Source organism: Bradyrhizobium sp. 1, assembly GCF_023073315.1.
Classification (GTDB): Bacteria; Pseudomonadota; Alphaproteobacteria; order Rhizobiales; family Xanthobacteraceae; genus Bradyrhizobium.
The window spans coordinates 364868-384742 of sequence record NZ_JADPJH010000028.1; the positions used below are offsets into that span (position 1 = coordinate 364868).

Annotated in this window: 14 protein-coding genes; 6 read left to right on the forward strand and 8 right to left on the reverse strand. The window is 65.3% G+C overall.

Annotated elements, in window-relative coordinates:
- Positions 1-5 precede the first annotated feature (5 nt).
- The 6 genes from IVB29_RS24190 to IVB29_RS24215 are packed head-to-tail and all read left to right on the forward strand — an operon-like array spanning position 6 to position 11404.
- The gene (locus IVB29_RS24190) at positions 6-377 is read left to right on the forward strand and encodes a GPW/gp25 family protein (protein ID WP_247505904.1); all 372 of its coding nucleotides are present in this window, start codon (positions 6-8) and stop codon (positions 375-377) included.
- Positions 374-2920, forward strand: coding sequence for a putative baseplate assembly protein (locus tag IVB29_RS24195; RefSeq protein ID WP_247505905.1), 2547 nt, complete (start codon positions 374-376; stop codon positions 2918-2920). The genes IVB29_RS24190 and IVB29_RS24195 overlap by 4 nt, the downstream gene beginning before the upstream one ends.
- Positions 2917-5532, forward strand: a complete 2616-nt coding sequence (locus IVB29_RS24200) for a putative baseplate assembly protein (RefSeq protein WP_247505906.1) — start codon at positions 2917-2919, stop codon at positions 5530-5532. Before IVB29_RS24195 ends, IVB29_RS24200 begins: the two co-directional genes overlap by 4 nt.
- On the forward strand, positions 5529-7661 hold the full coding sequence (locus tag IVB29_RS24205; protein WP_247505907.1) for a YmfQ family protein: 2133 nt from the start codon (positions 5529-5531) through the stop codon (positions 7659-7661). Before IVB29_RS24200 ends, IVB29_RS24205 begins: the two co-directional genes overlap by 4 nt.
- Positions 7662-7682: 21 nt before the next feature.
- Positions 7683-10865 carry a DUF6519 domain-containing protein gene (locus IVB29_RS24210; RefSeq protein ID WP_247505908.1) on the forward strand — a complete coding sequence of 1061 codons (3183 nt, stop codon included), beginning with the start codon at positions 7683-7685 and terminating at the stop codon, positions 10863-10865.
- A 17-nt stretch (positions 10866-10882) separates the two neighbouring features.
- Complete coding sequence (locus IVB29_RS24215; protein ID WP_247505909.1) at positions 10883-11404, forward strand: hypothetical protein; 522 nt, start codon at positions 10883-10885, stop codon at positions 11402-11404.
- Positions 11405-11437: 33 nt separating this feature from the next.
- Here IVB29_RS24215 and IVB29_RS24220 read toward each other — a convergent pair whose 3' ends face one another.
- From IVB29_RS24220 to IVB29_RS24255, 8 genes are read right to left on the reverse strand one after another with little or no spacing between them, the layout of a single operon-like run.
- Positions 11438-12157, reverse strand: a complete 720-nt coding sequence (locus IVB29_RS24220; RefSeq protein WP_247505910.1) for an ABC transporter ATP-binding protein — start codon at positions 12155-12157, stop codon at positions 11438-11440.
- Entirely contained in the window at positions 12150-12905 is a 756-nt protein-coding gene (locus IVB29_RS24225; protein ID WP_247505911.1) for an ABC transporter ATP-binding protein, read from the reverse strand. Before IVB29_RS24225 ends, IVB29_RS24220 begins: the two co-directional genes overlap by 8 nt.
- The gene (locus IVB29_RS24230) at positions 12902-13900 is read right to left on the reverse strand and encodes a branched-chain amino acid ABC transporter permease (protein WP_247505912.1); all 999 of its coding nucleotides are present in this window, start codon (positions 13898-13900) and stop codon (positions 12902-12904) included. Before IVB29_RS24230 ends, IVB29_RS24225 begins: the two co-directional genes overlap by 4 nt.
- Positions 13897-14772 carry a branched-chain amino acid ABC transporter permease gene (locus tag IVB29_RS24235; RefSeq protein WP_247505913.1) on the reverse strand — a complete coding sequence of 292 codons (876 nt, stop codon included), beginning with the start codon at positions 14770-14772 and terminating at the stop codon, positions 13897-13899. Before IVB29_RS24235 ends, IVB29_RS24230 begins: the two co-directional genes overlap by 4 nt.
- Positions 14773-14781: 9 nt before the next feature.
- The gene (locus tag IVB29_RS24240; protein ID WP_247505914.1) at positions 14782-16023 is read right to left on the reverse strand and encodes an ABC transporter substrate-binding protein; all 1242 of its coding nucleotides are present in this window, start codon (positions 16021-16023) and stop codon (positions 14782-14784) included.
- A 23-nt stretch (positions 16024-16046) separates the two neighbouring features.
- Positions 16047-18422 carry a xanthine dehydrogenase family protein molybdopterin-binding subunit gene (locus IVB29_RS24245; RefSeq protein WP_247505915.1) on the reverse strand — a complete coding sequence of 792 codons (2376 nt, stop codon included), beginning with the start codon at positions 18420-18422 and terminating at the stop codon, positions 16047-16049.
- Entirely contained in the window at positions 18419-18943 is a 525-nt protein-coding gene (locus tag IVB29_RS24250) for a (2Fe-2S)-binding protein (RefSeq protein ID WP_247505916.1), read from the reverse strand. Before IVB29_RS24250 ends, IVB29_RS24245 begins: the two co-directional genes overlap by 4 nt.
- Entirely contained in the window at positions 18940-19800 is an 861-nt protein-coding gene (locus IVB29_RS24255) for a xanthine dehydrogenase family protein subunit M (RefSeq protein WP_247505943.1), read from the reverse strand. The genes IVB29_RS24250 and IVB29_RS24255 overlap by 4 nt, the downstream gene beginning before the upstream one ends.
- Positions 19801-19875: the final 75 nt, after the last annotated feature.

Below are 19875 nucleotides of genomic sequence, written 5' to 3' on the forward strand. Positions count from 1 at the left end.
ATGAGGTGAGCAACGAGCTCGATTTCCCTTATCATTTCGACGATCGCGGCCGCACGGCCACGACCGATCGCCCTGATCACATCCGCGACCTGATCGAGCAGGTGCTGTTCACGGCGCAGGGCGAGCGGGTGATGCGGCCGGATTTCGGTGCCGGACTGCTGGCGCTGGTGTTTGAGCCCAATTCGGTGACGCTCGCGGCGACCACGCAGATGCTGGCCCAGGCCGCGCTGCACCAGCATCTCGCCCACCTGATCGCCGTGAATTCGGTCGAGGTGATCAATGACGATGCCGTGCTGCGCGTCGAGATACGCTACGTGGTGCTCGCCGACCGCACCGGCCACCTCGCGAGCTTTGCGGTACCGGGGGGCGCGGCATGAAGCAACATTGCTGCGATCCGCGCCGGCTCGAAGTGCTCAAGGCCAAGGGCAGCGCCAACGCCATCGAATTCACCGAGGTGCTCGACCTCGTCTCCCCGCCCGGCGCGCCACGGCAACAGACCCTGCTGGTTCGGCTGCTGCACTCCGGCTTCACGCTCTCCTCGGACAATCTGCGCATCACCGGCGGTGAACGTATTGCGACCGTCGGTGTGGTCTGGTGCGCGCCGGCCAATGCGCTGCCGGCGCAAGCCGAGCCGGGGCTGGTCGACACCGTCGACGATCTCCCGCGCACGCTGGTGGTCCGCACCGACAACAGCGGCGATTATTCGATCTACAGCTTCGGCATCTTCGCCAATTCTGGCTCAACCCTGCCGCCGGCCGGCTACGATCCGAAGCTGTCGGCGATCGACTTCACCTTCAAGATCGAGTGCCCATCGGACTATGATTGCGGCGCGACCGCAGCCTGCCCCCCGGTCCCGCGCCCGAAGCCGGAGATCGACTATCTCGCGCGCGACTATCAGGGTTTTCGCCGACTTATGCTTGACCGGCTCAGCCTACTCGTTCCCGGCTGGCAGGAGCGCTCCGCAGCCGATCTCGGCGTGACCCTGGTCGAGCTGCTCGCCTACGCCGCCGATAATCTCGCCTACCGCCAGGACGCGATCGCCAACGAGGCCTATCTCGCGACCGCGCGGCAACGCATCTCGGTGCGGCGCCATGCCCGGTTGGTCGACTATCGTCTGCACGAGGGCTGCAACGCGCGTGCCTTCGTGCATTTCGACGTGAACGGGCAGGCCATCGCGCTGGACAAGGGCACGCAATTGCTCACCCGCGTCCCCGGGCTCGAACTGGTGCTGACGCCGGGCTCGCATGAATTGACCGATGCGATCGATGGCGGCGCCGAGATCTTTGAGACCGTCGCGCCCGCCGTGCTCGACCAGCAGCAGAACAGCCTCGCCTTCTACGCCTGGGGCAACAACGGCTGCTGCCTGCCGCGCGGCACCACGCGCGCGACGTTGCGCGGGCATATCGACACACTCGCCATCAGCGACATCCTGATCTTCGAAGAGGTCATCAGCCCGACCACGCTGTCTGCTGATGATGCCGATCCCGGGCATCGCTGGGCGGTGCGGCTGACCGAAATCGTGCTCGCGAGCGATCCATCCGGCGGGCTCTTCGACGAGCCGCCGGTCGACAGCCCCATCGACGTCACCGAGATCGTCTGGAGCGAGGCCGATGCGCTGCCCTTCCCGCTGTGCCTGACCGTGGAAGACCGCCCCGAACTCGCGATCAGCGTTGCCCGCGGCAACATCGTGCTGGTCGATCACGGCCGTACCCTGCCGTCCGAGCAACTCGGCACGATGCCGCGCGCCAGGTTAAAGCAGGCATTGTCTCCGCCGGGGAATTGCTGCACGTCGGCCCCGGAGGTGATGCTGCCGCCGCGCTTCCGCCCGGTGCTCGCGAACAGCCCATTGACGCAGTGCTTCGATCTTGGCGCGCTGCTCGCCGTTACCTTCAGCAACGACAAGCCGTGGTGGCCGGCCAGCGCATTCGGTCTCCTGTCGCCGCGCGACGCCACGCCTGCCATCGTCGATCTCACGGGGCAGGTTGCCGGCATCACCGAGCAATGGCTGCCGCAGCGCGACCTCACGGGCAGCGCAGGTAACGCCCCGCACGTCGTGGTCGAGATCGACAATCACAGCCGTGCTCTGCTGCGGTTCGGCGACGGCCTGCTCGGCAAGCGGCCTGCAGAGGATACCGCGTTCACCACGACCTACCGGATCGGCAACGGCACGGCAGGCAATGTCGGCGCCGAGGCGATCGCGCATATCGTCCGCAAGACGAATGGTGCGTTCGTCGCCGTCCGCAATCCGCTTCCGGCATCCGGCGGCGTCGAGCCCGAGGACATCGAGGCGGCGCGACGCGATGCGCCGCAGGCCTTCCGCACCCAGGAGCGCGCCGTGACAGCGGCCGATTACGCTGCTGCAACCGAACGGCGTGTCGACGTGCAGCGCGCGGCTGCGACATTCCGCTGGACCGGCAGCTGGTACACCGTGTTCGTGACGCCCGACCGCTTCGGCGGCGGCGTGGTCGACGCTCCCTTCGCCACACAGCTGCGCAACCATCTCGAGCGGTTCAGGATGGCCGGTTACGATCTCGATGTGCGGCCGCCGCGCTACGTGCCGCTCGACGTCACGCTGCACGTCTGCGTCAAGCCGGACTATTTCCGCGCCGAGGTCGCGCAGGCCGTGCGTGCGGTGCTGTCGAGCACGGTGCTGCCCGACGGCACGCTCGGCCTGTTCCATCCCGATAATTTCTCGTTCGGCGATCCCGTCTATCTCAGCCGCATCATCGCAGCCGCACAGGCGGTCGAGGGCGTCGAGGCGGTGCAGGCGGAAAAATTCCAGCGGTTCATTTCGCCGATCGCGACCTCGCTGGATGACGAGGTCATCCCGATCGGCAGCCTCGAGATCGCGCAGCTCGCCAACAATCCGAGTTTCCGCGAGCGCGGCCGGCTCATCATCGAAGCGGGAGGCGGCAAATGACGATACCAGTCCCGGTCATCAAGCCGCCCGCTTTGCCTGCCGGCAGCGAAAGCTGCGGCTGCTGCGCCGGCGTCGAAGCCGACACGCCCCAAGGCATTTCGAACCGCTACGGCCTCTCAAGCATCGCCTACCGGATCGGCGACTACGCGCAATTCCGCGACAGCCTGCATGCCGCGCTGTCATCTGCCGCGTTCGCACCGCTCGGCAAGCTGCAAAGCCGGACCGACGATGATTTCACCATCGGCCTGATCGATGCTTTCGCCTGCGCCGCCGACGTGCTCACCTTCTACCAGGAGCGCATCGCCAACGAATCCTATCTTCGCACCGCGCTGGAGCGCGTCTCGCTCCAGGAGATGGGCCGGCTGATCGGCTACCGCCTGCGGCCGGGTGTCGCCGCCGAGACGTGGCTCGCCTTCACGCTGGAAACGCCGCCAGTGCCACCGCCAAGACTGTCGCCCGAGCCGGGCAGCTTCGTCACCGGCGTTCCCGCGCAAGTGTCGATCGAGATCGGCACCAAGGTGCAGAGCGTGCCGGGGCCGGGCGAGAAGCCGCAGACCTTCGAGACCGTCGAACGGCTGGACGCCGCACGGCCCGCCTGGAACGCGATCCGGCCGTGGATGGCGGAGACGCGGCGGCCGGGCAAGGGCGACACCGTCATGTACCTTGCCGGCCAGCGCAACAACCTAAAGCCGGGTGATGCGTTGCTGATCGTTGGCGACGCCTTCGATCCGGGCAAAAATGACGCCAATTGGGACTTCCGCTTCATCGACAGTGTCGAGTTGCAATCGGATTTCGATCGCACCAAGATCACCTGGCGTGTCGGCCTTACCAATGTTGAGGCGACACAGGGCTCCAAGGTGTACGCACTGCGCAAGCGCGCCGCCTCCTTCGGCCACAACGCGCCGATGTGGAAGTCGATGTCGAACGAGTTCCAAGCGAACTATCCCGGAACATCCGTGAATGACGAGTGGCCGGACTATTCGATCTCGACGGCCGGGGGCAGCATCGACCTCGATACGATCTACCCGGAGGTGCGTGTCGGTGATTACGCCGTGCTCACCATTCCCGCGCTAGCCAAAAGCAACGCTTCCAGCAAAATCGACGTCAACGTTATCGAGCTGTCCTCCTCCATCGATCTCTATCAGGTGTCCAACTTAACCGACATCTCCCGTGCCCAATTCGCCTTAGCTGGCAAGGTGACGCGGCTGTCGTTGCGCGGTGCCAATTACGATGCCTACAAGGACGAAGTCCGCCTCTGCACCGCTTTCGTGCAGTCAGAGCAGCTGACGCTCGCACCCTATGCCGTCGACGATGCGGTTACAGGCGACAGTATCCCTGTTGCAATCGGCGCCGATGGCCTCGTCGCCGGGCGGCGGCTGATCGTGCGCGGCAATCGCGTCTCCGACGGCCAGTCCGTGGTCGTGCAGGCAAAGCTGGTGTCTGTCCAGGTCGCGGATGCCAACCGCTGCAAGCTCCAGATCGACCCGCCGCTTGCCGGCAGTCTTGACCGCGGCAGCGTCGTCGTTCACGGCAACATCGTGCCGGCCTCGCATGGCGAGACGGCGACGCAGATCCTTGGCTCCGGCGATGCGGCACAGCCGTTCCAGCGGTTCGAATTGAAGCAGGTGCCGCTGACCTATCGCGCCGCTGCGAACGAGAGCGGTGCCGCGAGCGAATTGACGCTGCGGATCGGCGAAATCAAGTGGCATGAGCGCACGACACTGTACGGTGCAGCCGCGACAGATCACGCCTTTGCGCTCGATGTCGACGAGCAGGGCCGCAATCTCGTGAAATTCGGCGACGGCGCCAGCGGCGCGCGGCTGCCGAGCGGGCTGAACAACGTCCGCGCCACTTATCGCAAAGGCATTGGTATCGCCGGCAATGTCCGCGCCGAGACCTTGAGCCAGCTGCTGTCGCGTCCGCTCGGGCTGAAGGGCGTCAGCAACCCGCTTGCCGCCGAAGGCGGCAATGATCCGGAGCCGGCCGATGCTGCGCGGCGGAGCATTCCACTCGGCGCCCGCACGCTCGGCCGCGTGGTTTCGGTGCTCGACTATGAGGACTTTGCTCGCGCCTTCACCGGTATCGCCAAGGCACACGCGGAAGTTCTGCAATTGCCGCGCGGAAAGACCATCGCCATCACGATCGCGGGGCCGCCCGGCGCGCCCGTCAATTCAGCAAGTCCGCTGTGGACTAATTTGCTCGCGGCGCTGAAGGCCGGCGGCGATCCGCATGTCGCGGTGGCGCTGCTGCCCTACCAGCCCGGCACCTTCCGGATCGGATTGAAGGTCAAGCGCGATCCTGACTTCGACGCCAAGACCGTGCTGGCCGCGGTCGAAGCAGCCCTGCGCGCGCACTTCGCCTTCGACGCACGCGAGCTCGGCCAGGCGGTGCAGCAATCCGACGCGATCGCGGCGGCGCAAGCGACGCCCGGCGTTGTCGCCGTTGACCTCGTCAAGCTCTATGGCGGCACCACGCCCTACGCCCAGACCATTCCGTCGCACCAGGCCCGCCTGCTCGCGTCACGCATGCATGTCGACCAGGGAGTGGCGAAGCCGAGCGAGCTGCTGACATTGAATCCCGCGCCGTTCGACCTGCTGGAGGAGATGGCATGAACAGCCTCACCCCTGAACGGCTCTATGGCCTGATGCCGGCGCTGCATCGGCTGCGCGATGCCGCGCTGGCAGGCGATCCCGCGACGGCTGGCCCGCTTCAGGCTCTGCTGGCGGCTTTTGCCCGTGAATTCGCCACGCTGGAAGAGTCCGTCGACCAGCTCTACGACGACCAGTTCATTGAAACCTGCGCCGAATGGGTCACGCCTTACATCGGCGACCTCATCGGCTACCGGCCGCTGCGCGGGCTCGGCGGCGAGCTGACCTCACCGCGTGCCGAAGTCGCCGACACCATCGCGTTCCGCCGCCGCAAGGGCACCGCGCTGATGCTGGAGGAGCTCGCGCATGACGTGACCGGCTGGCCGGCCCATGCGGTCGAACATTTTGAGCAGCTCGCCACCACGCAATACATGAAGCACATCAGGCTGTATGCGCCGGCCACCTGCAACCTGCGCAACACGGCCGCGCTATTCCGGCGCGATGGCGCCTTCAACAGCATTGCGCACACCGCCGAGATGCGGCGGCCGGAGACCGGCGCCGGGCGCTACAACGTCCCCAATATCGGTATCTTCCTGTGGCGGCTGTTGTCGCTGTCTCTCACGGCCGTGCCGCTGACGCCGGACGCAGGCGACGCAAGCGGCCGCAAATTCCGCCTCAATCCGCTCGGCGCCGACATGCAGCTGTTCCGCTTCGCGCAGGCAGAGACCGACATCTCCCATCTCGCCGAACCCATCAACGTGCCGGAGCCGCTGTCGGTACGTCTGATGGCCATGGCGGTGCAAACGGCGCAGAAAACCGCGCAGCCGGACGCACAACACGACGACGATTACGGTGACGGCGAGAGCCTTGTGTTCCTCAAGCCAGGCAACCAGCCACCCCAGGTCCCCACAGCCAAGGTACGCGTCTGCGATCTCCGCGACATCCTGGATGGTAGCGGCAACGTGATCGGCTGGGCGCATGAGGCGCAGGTCAAGGCGGGCACCATCGGCTTCGATCCCGAGCGCGGGCGCGTGCTGCTTGGCGCAGCCGCCGACGGACCGCTGCTGGCGACCTTCCACTACGGCACCGCGCGGCAGATCGGCGGTGGCGAATATCCACGCATCCCTCCCGAGGGCGACATCGGCAACGAGCAAACTGTCAATGCCGGCGGTGCGTGGCAGGCCAAGCTCGACCTGATCAGGACCGGTGGCCGCCTCATCATCGGCGACAGTCTGACCTACAAGGAGACGCCGACGTTCAGGGTGGACGATGTTCTCGGCAACGCGACGCCGCACCATGTTGTCGTTGCCGCACATGACCAGACCCGGCCGCTGCTGGCGGCAAGTGGCAAGATCACGCTCGACATCGGCGCACGCGGCCGGCTCACACTCGATGGGCTCGTGATTTCCGGTGGCACATTGCAGCTCGCGGATCCCGCCGATGTCGAGCTGCGAGAGCTGGTGCTGCGCGACTGCACCTTGGTGCCCGGGCTCACGCTCAAGGGCAACGGAAGTCCGATGGCGCTGCCGAGTCCGCCGAGCCTTATCATCAAACACCGCTTTGCCAAGGTCACGCTGGAGCGCTGCATCGTCGGTCCGATCCAGGCGGTTGCCGATGCCGAGGTAACGCTGACCGACTGCATCATCGATGCCGGGGCGCCGGAGAACGTCGCCTTTGCCGCTGATGATGCGGGGGGCGCCGGCGCCGAACTGACCGTCGCTCAATGCACTATCATCGGCAAGGTCCACACCAAACTGCTGAAGCTCGCCTCCAACACCATCTTCCACGCAAAGCTCGACACGAAGCCTGCAAACCCGTGGATGGCGCCGGTGCTGGTCCAGCGCCGCCAGGAAGGCTGCGTCCGCTTCTGCTACGTGCCGCCCGGCTCGATCACGCCGCGTAGATTCCATTGCGTGCCTGATGATGCGGCACCTTCGGTGCTGCCGCTGTTCACTTCGCTGCGCTACGGCGATCCGGGCTATGCGCAGCTTCGGCGCACCACCAGCCTCGCAATCCGCGCGGGCGGCGACAACGACAGTGAGATCGGCGTGCTCAACGCTCTCTTTCAGCCGCAGCGCGAGGCCAATCTCAGGCTGCGGCTGGACGAATATCTACGTTTCGGCCTGCACGCGGGCCTGTTTTTCGCGAGTTGACCGAGAGTATCGGAGGTTATCATGGGTGCCGACTTTTCACGCGTTCGTCTCGACCCCCTGCTCGACTTCGCCGGCCTGGAGCTGAAACAGGGCGCGGTGCTGCTGGACGGCGACGCCAACGAGTTGATGGCGATCCTCGATCGCAGGCTGCGGGCACTCGCCAGCGACATTCTCGGCCGGGCCACGGTCTCATCGACCACGCCGGATGCATTCAAGCTCGGCGTTGCCGGCAATACGCTCGAGATCGGCAAAGGTCGGCTCTATGTCGATGGCCTGCTCGCGGAGAACCACGGCCTTGCCGATCCCGACAAGCGCCTGTTCGACGAACTCATGGCCGAGACTGTCTTCACCGACAAGCTGACCTATGACACCCAGCCCTATCTACCCGCCGCGGTGCGGCCGCCGCTGCCGACCGCCGGCCGCCATCTCGTCTATCTCGACGTCTGGGAGCGCGAGCTGACTTATCTCGAGAGACCGGAGCTGGTCGAGATCGCCGTCGGCGTCGAGACCAGCTCGCGGCTCCAGACGGTGTGGCAGGCGCGCGTGCTCGACGCCGATGCCGGCGACAACACCGATTGCGCAACGCCCGACGAGGACATGCCCGGCTGGGACGCCGTGATTGCACCGTCGACCGGCGTGCTCACGACAGACACGTTCGACGCGACGCCAACGGACGATCCTTGCGAGCTGCCGCCGACCGGCGGCTTCCGCGGCCTCGAGAACCAGCTCTACCGGGTCGAGATCCAGGACCCAGGCCAGCCCGGCGGCACCGCAACCTTCAAATGGTCACGCGAGAATGCCAGCGTCGGCTCACGCGTCGCCAGCGTCATATCCTCGACCGAGCTCAAGCTGGATAGCCTCGGGCGGGACGATGTGCTGCGCTTCAAATCCAACGACTGGGTCGAGATCATCGACGACGCCAGCGAGTTTTCTCAAAAGGCCGGCGAGATGCGCCGCATCACCGTCACCGAGGCGACCCGCCGCATCACCTTCACACCGGCGCTGCCGCCCCTGATGTTGCCGGCGACTTTTCCCAACAGTGACCAGCCGAGGCAGACCAATTTGCGCGTGCGCCGCTGGGATCATAACGGGCTGGTGTTCCGGACCGATTCCGGCGGCACGTTGGTGCAGATCGACAATCTAGGTGCCGCCGGATCGACCGGCGTGATCAAGGTACCCGCCGCGGGCACGACCATCCTGCTCGAGGACGGCATCACCGTGAGCTTCGATTCGACCGGGGCTGCGGGCTTTCGCGCCGGCGACTGGTGGGCTTTTGCCGCGCGTACGGCGGATGCCAGCGTCGAAAAGCTCGACCGCGCCCCGCCGAGCGGCGTCCATCACCATTTTGCGCGGCTCGGTATCTGGGATATCGACGCCCAGAGCGTCACCGACTGCCGCCATCCATGGCCGCCGGAAGGCGGCGGCCACGACTGCGCCTGCACGGCCTGCGTCACGGTCGAGCAGCACGAGAGCGGCAGCTTCACCATCCAGGATGCCGTCAACAAGGTGCGTGAGACCGGCGGCACCATCTGCCTCGGCCCCGGTCACTACGTCCTGAAGGCAGCCGTGACGATCAACCAGGCGAAATCGGTTCGCATCGTCGGCAAGGGCCCGGCGACGCTGCTGGTGGCGCCGACCGGTGCCTTCGCGATCCAGGACTCCTTTGCGATCACCATCGAAGACCTCGCGATCATTTCGCTCGCGCGCGATCCCACGATCGACGTCTCGACCTGCATCGGCCTTGGCCTGACGCGGCTCGCCATCGCGGCGCTCGGCGCCGAGAATGCGCAGCTCCCGGCGGTGATGCTACGCGGCGTGATTGGCGGCGCGAAGCTAGCCGAGAACGCGATCTTCGCACCGGTTGCGATTGCGGGCGGCGCGCTGAAGGGCGTGGAGGGCGGCGCCGGCTTCCTGCTGACGGCCGCGGTGACGATCGAGGAGAATGTGCTCCTGTGCCAGCGCGGCGCCATCGCCTTCGCCGACGAGGTGCTGCATCTGCTCGCCACGCGAATTGCGCACAACGAGATTATCGGCTGCACCGACCTGGCCATCGCCGCACAGGGCCTGGCGCTTCCCGGCGCTTCACTTGCGATCGACCGCAACAGTTGCAACCTTACCGCCAACGGCATCGCTTGTGCCGCGGCCGGGCTCTGGATCGAGCGCAATCAGCTGCGGAACTGGTCGCCCGGCGACCATGTCGGGATCAGGCTGATCCCCGGGCTCGACCGCCGCAGCACCGCGACCGCGCAGATCCTCGCCAACCAGATCCACGGCTTCGGCACCGCCGGCATCAAGGTGATCGCCGCATCGCAGGACCTGATCATCAAGCTCAACGCGATCGACAGCTGCGGCGCTGGCATCATGCTCGGCGGCGCGACCGACGCGGCTGCAGTATCGATCGAGAACAACCATATCCGCAACATCGGACCGGCAACCGAGAGCGACAACGGCACCGTGGTCGGCATCGAGGTGATCCGCGCCGACAGCGCCTCGATCGCCGGCAATCTGGTTCGCGCCATCGGCCTTACGGCGGTGAAATCCGCGCTGCGTGCCGGCGTCCTCACCTTCGGCGTCAACCGCCCGCGCGTGAGCGGCAACGAGATCGTCGAGGTCGCGCCTGCGAAGGGGTTTGTCGGCACCAGCGCCGGCATCATGCTGCGCGGGCCCCAGACCCAGATCGAGGTCAACCACAACAGCGTGCAGCGCGACCTCACGCCGGCCCCCGACGATTCAACCGGCAACTGGTTCGCGCTGACCACGGCCGAGGTCAATCCCAAAGTGCCATTCGGACAAGCAGGCGAGAAGGTCGCAATCCGGCTCGGCGACGGACGCGTCCTGGCGCTCGGCGCAGACTATGCGTTCGTCAGGGCCAGCCTCGTCGGCAACGACACCGAGGGTGCGCGCGCCGGCATCATCGGTAACATTTTAACCGGACGCGGCCCTGCGCCCGCCGTGCTCCTGGTGGTGGGCCAAGAATGCCTGTTCAACGACAATCGCGTGGAAGCCGGCAGCAAGGCTGGCGGCGTGTTGCTGGAGAGTGCCGTGGCGATCATCAGCACCAACAGGGTGCGCAGCGGCGAGGGTTCGATCAGGCTCACCGGCGCACGGTCGGTCGTTGTGATTGGCAATATCACCAACGGCGGCATCAGCATTCCCGGCGGCATCGCCAATACGCCGTGGGCGCCACTCAACGTGATCGGCTAATTTCAGGAGGTATTTCCATGCGCACTTTTATTGTCGGGGAAGAGACGAAACTCAAGACCCTCAGCGAGAAGCTGCTGCTCGCCAATTTGAGCCAGGTCCGAAGCGAGGCCGCGCTGAAGGCGTTGCAGGAGGCCAATCCGCACGCCGACCTCAACAAGCTCACGCGTGGCACCGTGTTGTTCGTACCGGATGCACCGGGCTTCAAGGTCAGCACAACCAGCTCGGCGACCGGCGGCCCGCTCGCGGCCTTGCAGGAACTCCTGGATCAGGCGCTTCGCCTCGCGCTCGAAGAGACCTCGGCCGGCAACAGCGCACGCCTCGCAGATCAGGACCAGACGGTGAAAGCGTTCGACGACGGCGCGGTCAAGAAAGCAATCAGCGACCCCACTATCGGCCCCCAGATCCGCGAGAGCGTCAATGCCGTCAGGAAGGGCTTTGAGGCCGATCGCGAGCTGGCCGCACGTGCGGAGAAGAACATCACCGATGTCGGCAAGGCTGCGATCGCAAAGCTCAACGAGCTCGGCAAGACTCTTGGATGAGCTGCTCGCGCGAGGCCGCCGATACGTGGGCCGTCAGACCGCGCAGTAACGTTCCTGGATGTCCTTGTCCGCCAGCAGCGCCGCGGCGCTGCTTTGATGCACCACCTCGCCCTGGTCGATGATCACGGCGCGGTCGGCAAGCCGCAGCGCCCATTCGACGTTCTGTTCGACCAGCAGCAGCGTCTTACCTTCGTCGCGCAGGCGACGGAACAGCACGCCCATCTCCTCGACCAGAACCGGCATGATGCCTTCCGACGGCTCGTCGAGCAGGATCATTTTTGGCTTGGCGATCAGCGCACGCGCAATCGCCAGCATCTGCTGCTCGCCACCCGAAAGCGTCACACCCTCCTGATCGAGCCGCTCCTTCAGACGCGGAAACGTCTCGGCGATTTCGTCGATGGCGGCCCGCTCCTCGATCACGCTTCCGGCCGCGACGAGGCCGAGTCGCAAATTCTCACGCACGGAGAGACCGGGGACGATGCGGCGCTCCTCCGGCACGTAAGCAAGACCCAGATGAAACCGCTGATGCGCACGCATCGGCAACAACTCCTGACCCGCAAAGCGCGCGCGGCCAGTCGCCTTCGGCATCAGCCCCATCATCGCCCGCAAAGTCGTGGTCTTGCCGGCGCCGTTGCGGCCGACGAGTGCGACCACCTCGCCAGGGTTCACGTGCAGCGAGATGCCGTGGAGGATGTGGCTTGCGTCATACCAGGCGTGAAGGTCGTCGATTTCAAGCAGCGCAGTCTCAACCATAGCCTTCACTCTGTCCGAGATAAACCCGGCGGACTTCCGGGTTGCTCCTGATCTCATCGGGCGCGCCGTCCGCCAGCAGGCGGCCGTGATGCAGCACCACGACGCGCTTGGACAGGCCCAGCACCATCTTCATCTTGTGTTCCACCAGCAGCACGGTGCGCTTCTCGGCGAGGCGTTCGAGCAGCGCGACCATGTCCTTGGTTTCTTCCGGTCCCATGCCTGCAGTCGGTTCGTCCAGCAGCAGCAACTGCGGTTCCGAGACCAGCGCAATCGCAATCTCCAGCGCGCGCTGCTGACCGTGCGACAGGAACTTTGCCAGCTCGCCGCGCTTGGCGAGCAGCCCGACTGCCTCTAACGCCGTATCGGCGCGCGCATTCAGCTCGGTCAGCCGGGCACGATCGCGCCAGATATCGTAGCTCACGGTCAGCGCCTGCGCCGCGACGCGCACGTTCTCATGGACGGAGAGGTCCGGAAAAATGTTCGTGATCTGGTAGGAGCGCGAGATGCCCTGATGCACGAAGCGATGCTGCGGCAGGCCGTTCAGCTCGCGTCCCCTGAAGTGCAGCTTGCCCGACGTCGGCGTCAGCGCGCCGGAGAGGATGTTGAAGAAGGTGCTCTTGCCTGCGCCGTTCGGCCCGATGATCGAGGTGAGCTGTCCCGCCGCAAACGACACGCTGATGCCTTCGAGCGCGACGAAGCCGCCAAAATGCTTGCCGATTCCCTCGACGCGAAGCAGTTCGCCGCTCATGGCCGCGCCTTTCCAACTCGAAGCGTGTCCAGCAACGTGCCCCAGATGCCTTTGGGCAGGAACAGCACGAACAGCACGAAGATCGCGCCGACGAAGAGCTGCCAGTGTGGGGTCCAGACCGAGATAACGTCCTCCAGGATCAGGAAGCTCGCCGCGCCGACGAACGGCCCGAAGAAGCTGCGGGCGCCGCCGAGCAGCACCATCATCACGATCATGCCCGAAGTCTGGTAATGTAGAAGGTCCAGCGGCACGATCGACAGATGCAGCGCCAGCATGCAGCCGCCAAGAGATGAGATCGCCCCTGAGAGCATGAACACGATCAGCTTGCTGCGCTCGACGTCATAACCGCAGGCCCGCGCCCGCTGCTCGTTCTCGCGGATGGCCTCGATGACGGCGCCGAACGGTGAGTTCAGGATCCGCGACTGGAACCACATCGCCAGCGCCGCGAAGGCCATCAGCACGTAGTATTTGTTGACGGGGTCGAGGAAGTTGACGGGGAAGCCGAACAGATTGATGCGATCGACGGTGAAGCCGCGCAGGCCATTCTCGCCGCCGGTGACAGACGAGGCCTGGAGCGCCACGTAATAGACCAGCTGGGCCAGCGCGAGCGTCACCATGGAGAAATAGATGCCGCGGGTGCGCGTCGAGACGATGCCGATTGCCGCGGCAAGGCAGGTGCTGAGGAGGACGGCGATCGGCACCGCGGCAAACCACGGCACGCCGTAGCGGCCGATTGCTATGCCGGTGAAGTAGGCGCCGGCGCCGAAGAACGCGGCCTGACCAAACGACAGCAGCCCGGTGTAGCCGAACAGCAGATTGTAGCCCATCACCACGACGCCGTAGATCAGGACGTTGACGGCCAGCGCCTGCGACGGCAGCAGCCAGGGCAACACGGCCAGCACGGCAATGGACAGCAGCACGCGTTGCTCGAGAAGCCAGCCAAGCCCGCCGGACGAAGATTTGGCGACCGCTTCGCCGCTTGATGGTGACGTCACGCGGTCCTCCCTCTCACGCCGAACAGCCCCTCCGGGCGGATCAGCAGCACCACCGCCATCAGCGCAAACATGACGATGGTCGCCATCTCAGGCGCGAACAGCGCGACAAGACTGATGGAGATGCCAACCATGAGGCCGGCAACGACCGCGCCCACGATCGAGCCGAGGCCGCCGATCACGGTCACCACGAAGGCTTCAGCCAGCACCAACGAACCCATTTCCGGATTGACGCTGCGCATGGGCCCCGCGAGCACGCCACCGAGCGCGGCAAGACCGACGCCAAGACCGAAGATCGCAAGCCACACCCGCCCGATGTCGACACCCAGCACCTGCATGATGGTGGGGTCGCGCGCTCCAGCGCGCACGATCAGGCCGATGCGGGTCTTCTCCAGGGCCAGCCAGAGCACCACCAGCACCACCGCCACCAGCGCGATGACGAAGAGCCGATAACGCGGGAAGAAGCCGACGCCAAGATCGAGCACGCCGATCAGCTGCGGCGGTGTCGGAAAGGGAATGCCGTCGCTGCCGAACACGATGCGCACGGCCTCGACCAGGATATAGCTGAGGCCGAAGGTGAGCAGCAGCGGATCGTCGATCGAGCGGCCATAGAGCCTGCGGATCAGGACGAACTCGATCAACATGCCGAAGGCGCCGATCAGGACGGGCGCGAGCAGCAATCCCCACCAGAAGCTTCCAGTGAGAGACGCAAGATACAGCCCCGCATAGGCCCCGATCATGAACAGCGCGCCATGGGCGAAATTGACCACCCCGAGCATGCCGAACACGATCGTCAGTCCAAGCGCAGTGATCACCAGGACCGCCCCAAGGGCGATCCCGGAGAGAAGCTGCATGATGATCAGCGACAGGTCCATTGCTACGTCTTAGGTCGCGTGGCCGAGTTCGCTGCAAGTCCGCAGCATGTCGTCAGAGCCGGTGTCGTTGGCGAGAATGGCGAACAGATCGTTGTCGTTGGCCATGGCGGACTTCTTCTTGGACTCCAGCACCAGCACCGACTGCACCGATTGATGATCGCATTTGCGGTAATGCTGCGGGCCCTTGGTCAAATCGTATTGCAGCTTCTCCAGGGCATCGACGACCTTGTCGGTGTCGGTACCGCCGGCGGTCTGCATGGCTGCCAGCAGGGAGCCGACGCCGGAATAGCCATAGGCGCCGTAATCGGTCGGGATCGCGCCGCCATTGGCGGCCTTGAACGCCGTGTTGAAGGCGGCCGCCGACTTGCCTTGCGTCTCCAGGCCCCAATAATAATTGGCGCCGCCGACCACACCCTCGAACACATCGGGGCCGACCGCGAGCCGCTGGTTGTGCAGGATCACAGGCACCACGATCTTCATCTGCTGCTTGACGCCGAAATCCACGGCTTGCTTGATTGCGTTGGCCTGGTCGCGGCCGAAATTCGAGATGCAGAGCACGTCCGGCCGCATCGACATCAAGCGCGGCATGAAGGTGGAATAATCGGCCGCGCCGAACGGATGCAGGATTTCACCGACATTGTCGGCGCCGATCGCGGTCTGCGCACGCTTGAAGCCGCGCAGCATCTCGTGGCCGTAGGCGTAGTCGGCGACGAGATGGGCGACCTTCATGCCTTTCTTCAAGGTCTGGCGCGCCACGGCGGCCGTGGTCATGTGCGGGTTGAGAGCCTCGTGAAAAGTGTATTTGCTGAAATCCTTGGCCTCGTTGATGGTGTCGGACTGGCTGATCGACACGTAGATCACGCCGCGGGCGCGGGTGACCTCGTTGACCGCGAGCTGCACGGCGCTGGAGAGTGCGCCGACGACGGCATGAACCTTGTCCTTCTCGATCAGCTCCAGCGTGCGGGTCGCGGCTTCGCCGGCATTGAGCTTGTCGTCGCGCACCAAGAGCTCGACCTTGCGGCCGCCGATGCCGCCCTTGTCGTTAACCAGCTTTACGGCGAGCTCAGCACATTTGACTTGATCGCGCGCCTCAGCGGCGAACGGTCCCGTGAGCGGCGTCGGAAAGCCGATACGGATCGTCTCATCGGCGGCGCGGCCGAGCCGGGGCATGGCGAGCAGGGCCGCACTTGCCGAGAGGCCGGCGAGCGCGGCGCGGCGGCTTATTTTCGGGGTCGAACCGGATTTTGGCATGATTTCCTCCAACTGTCTTTTTTCTAGAAACGCTTCAGGGTTTTCAGGACTTTTGTGGGCGTGATCGGGATCGAATTGATCGTGGCATCGAACGGCGACAGCGCATCATTAACGGCGTTGAGCACGCAAGCGGACGCTGCCGCCGTGCCGGCCTCGCCGACCCCCTTGGCGCCGAGCACGGTGTCGGCGGTCGGCGTCTCGACATGGGCGATGACGATGTCGGGCATCTCCATCGGCATCGGGACAAGATACTCGGCGAGCGAGCCGTTCACGAGCTGGCCGGTCTCGCTGTAGCGGCATTCCTCGAACAGGGCCGCGCCCAGCCCCTGCACGATGCCGCCGCGAAGCTGCTCGTCCACCAGCATCGGATTGATGACGCGGCCACAATCCTCGACGATAAAGTGCTTCAACAGCTTGATGAAGCCAGTCTCGACATCAACCTCCAGCGAGCAGCCCTGGATGCCGTTGGTGAAGGCGAAGGGATAACCCTGCGGCGCGAAATGATGGCTGACGGTGAGCTGCGCCTGCGTGCCCGGCGGCAGCGTGTCGGAGCGGAAATAGGCGATGCGCGCGATCTCGGAGATCGGCATCCGCTGGTTCCGCGTACCGGCGTCTACGACCTCACCGTTGACGATGTCGAGCGCCGACGGCCGCTCCTGAAGGATGAGCGCGGCGATCTCCAGGATGTTGCGCTTGAGCACGCGGGTTGCCCGGAGCGCGGTCTCGCCGCCGATGCCGGCGCCGCGGCAGGCCCAGGTGGCGCCGCCATGTGGCGTGACCTCGGTATCGCCGGTGATGATTTTGACGTGCTCCTGCGCGATGCCGAGCTGATCGGCGACGATCTGGCTGATGATCGCCTCGGTGCCCTGCCCCTGCTCAGTGACCGAGATCAGGCAGCGCACCTCGCCCGATGGCGTCAGGCTGAGGATCGCGCCATCCTGCGAGGAGATGCGCGCACCGCCGACGCCGTAGAAGGCCGGGCTCGGATTTGTGATCTCGACAAAGGCCGCGATGCCGATGCCGCGATAGACGCCGCGCTTGCGCAAGTCCGCCTGCTCGGCACGAAGCGCATCATAGTCCATCATCTCGTGCAGACGCTTCAAGCAGGCCTGATGCGACAGCGCCTCGAAGCGGTAGCCGGTCGGTGAGGTCTGCGGATAGGCATCGTCGGCGATCACGTTCTGCGCGCGGATGGCGAAGGGATCGAGCCCGACTTTGGCTGCGGCCATATCGACCAGCCGCTCGGTGACCGCGCAGGCAATGGGGTGGCCGACGGCCCGATACTGGCTGGTCTGCACCTTGTTTTGAAAAATCACCTCCAGCGTGGCGCGATAATTCTTGAAGCGATAGGGCGCGCCCATCAGGCGAATGACCTGATTGCCCTCGACCACGCTGGTGCGCGGATATGTCGAGAAAGCGCCGATCGCGGTCAGGTCCAGGACATCCATCGCAAGAATCTCACCCTTGGCATCCAGCGCCATTCGTGCGTGCACCCGATGGTCGCGGGCGTGGATGTCGGAGACGAAGGACTCGATGCGATCGGCGACATATTTGACCGGACGGCCGAGCAGGATCGAGAGGCCGACCACTGCCATGTCCTCGTGATAGACGTGCAGCTTCATCCCGAAGGAGCCACCGATGTCGGTCGCGATCACACGAACACGGGCCTCGGGGATGCCGTAATGGCGCGAATAGAGATCCTGGAACTGGTAGGGCGTCTGCGTCGCGTGATGCACCGTAAGCGCGCCGGCGGCGGGATCATAATCCGCGACGATGGCGCGCGGCTCCAGCGTCACCGCAGTATGGCGGCCGAAGGAGAATTCCTCTTCCACCACGTGGGCGGCATGCGCAAAGGCGTGGTCAACGGTGCCATTGTCGAGTAGGGCGCGGAAGCAGGTGTTGTTGGCGCTGCCTGGGTTGATCACCGGCCCGCCGGCGTCGCGCGCGCTGTCGATGTCGACAACGACGGGAAGGTCCTCGTAGTCGACCTCGATCAGCTCCAGCGCGTCTTCCGCGATCGCACGGCTCTCGGCAACGACGGCGACCACCGCCTGCCCGGCCCAGACCACACGATCGAGCGGCAGCGGCAGTTGCGGCGCAGACGTCATGCCTTTGAAATGGTCGAGCGTGCCGATCCAGGGCGTGCAGATCTTTGCGAGGTCAGTGCCGATCGCGACGAGGTGCACGCCTTCGAGCGTGCGCGCCTCATCGGCATTGATCGAAACGATTTTGGCATGCGCATGCGGACTGCGCAGGAACGCAGCATAGAGCATGCGCGGCAGCCGGAGATCGCTGATATATCGCCCGCGCCCAGCCAACAGCCGCTTGGCGTTCGGCCGAGGCACCGAGCGGCCGATATAGGAGTTCGGGCGATCGAGCGAGGTCAGCGGCGCACTCATGTCGTGCCTCCGCCTTCGCTGCGCGCTTTGGCCACCGCGTCGATCGCATCGACGATCGCCTCATACCCGGTGCAACGGCAGTAATTCCCCGATAGCGCGTCGCGGATCTCGCCGCGGCTCGGCTGCGCTACCTGCGAAAGCAGTTCCTGCGCGTTGACCAGCATGCCCGGCGTGCAGAAGCCGCATTGCAGTGCGTTGCGGCGATGGAATTCGGCCTGGAGGTCCGCGATCACGCCACTCTCGGTGAGGCCTTCGATCGTGCTGATATTGGCACCATCGGCCTGTACCGCGAACATCAGGCAGGAATGGACGGCGCGGCCGTCCAGCTGCACGAGGCAGGCACCACAGGCGCCCATCTCGCAGCCGGCGTGCGTGCCGGTCAGCTCGAGCGTATTGCGCAGGCAATCGACCAGCGTCTCGCGCGGCGCGACTTCACAAGCGACCTTGCGGCCGTTGACGACGAAGCGGACGCGCACGGTCTCATCCGCGTCATCCAACTTGGTTTCGTCAAAACCGCTCATGCGCCCTCACCCAGACGTCCGAGCAGGCGTCCCAGCAGCACGCGGGCGAGGTGCAGTCGCATCGCCGGCGGCACCTCGTCGCTGTCGGGCGGGGCGAGATCGCCTTCGAGCGCGGCTTGCGCGGCGGCGATCCGTTCCGCATCCAGGCCTGAGCCGATCAAGGTAGCCTCGGCGCCCTTCACTCGCGTCGGCGTATTGCCGACGGAAAAAAAGGAGATTCGGATGTCATCGATACGCTTGCCGGTACAGGTCGCAAGCATGCCGCAACCGACCATCGCGTAGTCGCCACGCCGCCGCGCCAGTTCGTCGAACGCAAAGCGCTGATCGGCCTTGAACAGCGGGACGTAGACCGCGGTGATCAACTCGCCGGGCTGCAATGCCGTCTCGAACAGGTCGATGAAGAAATCGTCGGCTTTCACCCGCCGGGTGCCCGTGGCGCCCGCGATCTCGATCTCGGCATCGAGCGCCAGCGTCATCGCCGGAAATTCAGACGCGGGATCGGCCAGCGCGACGCTGCCGCCGAACGTGCCGCGATTGCGGATGGCAGGATGGGCGACGAAGGGCGCCGCGGCACGCAGCAGCGGCGCGAACTCGGCGATCAGCGGCTCACTCAGCATCTCGCAGTGACGGGTCAGCGCACCGATGCGCAAATAACCACCCTCGCGCCTGACACCGCGCAGTTCGTCAATATGAGTGATATCGATCAAGAGCCGCGGCGCCTGCAGCCGCAATGACAGTGCCGGTACGAGACTCTGGCCCCCGGCAATGAAACGTGCATCGTCCCCGGCGCGTGCGTGAGCATCCAGCGCCTGGTCGATCGTAGCCGCACGAAAATAGCTGAAAGCCCTCGCCTTCACTGCCGTTTCCTCGATATCCATCGGCTCATCAGCCGGGATGCCAGATTTGTAACCATCTGGTCTCAAAATCCTGAC

Bases quoted from the DNA above. Each gene is read 5' to 3' on its own strand.
- IVB29_RS24205 (WP_247505907.1), top strand. From the start codon at position 5,529: ATGAACAGCCTCACCCCTGAACGGCTCTATGGCCTGATGCCGGCGCTG.
- IVB29_RS24240 (WP_247505914.1), bottom strand. From the start codon at position 16,023: ATGCCAAAATCCGGTTCGACCCCGAAAATAAGCCGCCGCGCCGCGCTC.
- IVB29_RS24215 (WP_247505909.1), top strand. From the start codon at position 10,883: ATGCGCACTTTTATTGTCGGGGAAGAGACGAAACTCAAGACCCTCAGC.
- IVB29_RS24220 (WP_247505910.1), bottom strand. From the start codon at position 12,157: ATGGTTGAGACTGCGCTGCTTGAAATCGACGACCTTCACGCCTGGTAT.
- IVB29_RS24235 (WP_247505913.1), bottom strand. From the start codon at position 14,772: ATGGACCTGTCGCTGATCATCATGCAGCTTCTCTCCGGGATCGCCCTT.
- IVB29_RS24210 (WP_247505908.1), top strand. From the start codon at position 7,683: ATGGGTGCCGACTTTTCACGCGTTCGTCTCGACCCCCTGCTCGACTTC.
- IVB29_RS24195 (WP_247505905.1), top strand. From the start codon at position 374: ATGAAGCAACATTGCTGCGATCCGCGCCGGCTCGAAGTGCTCAAGGCC.
- IVB29_RS24250 (WP_247505916.1), bottom strand. From the start codon at position 18,943: ATGAGCGGTTTTGACGAAACCAAGTTGGATGACGCGGATGAGACCGTG.
- IVB29_RS24245 (WP_247505915.1), bottom strand. From the start codon at position 18,422: ATGAGTGCGCCGCTGACCTCGCTCGATCGCCCGAACTCCTATATCGGC.
- IVB29_RS24200 (WP_247505906.1), top strand. From the start codon at position 2,917: ATGACGATACCAGTCCCGGTCATCAAGCCGCCCGCTTTGCCTGCCGGC.
- IVB29_RS24225 (WP_247505911.1), bottom strand. From the start codon at position 12,905: ATGAGCGGCGAACTGCTTCGCGTCGAGGGAATCGGCAAGCATTTTGGC.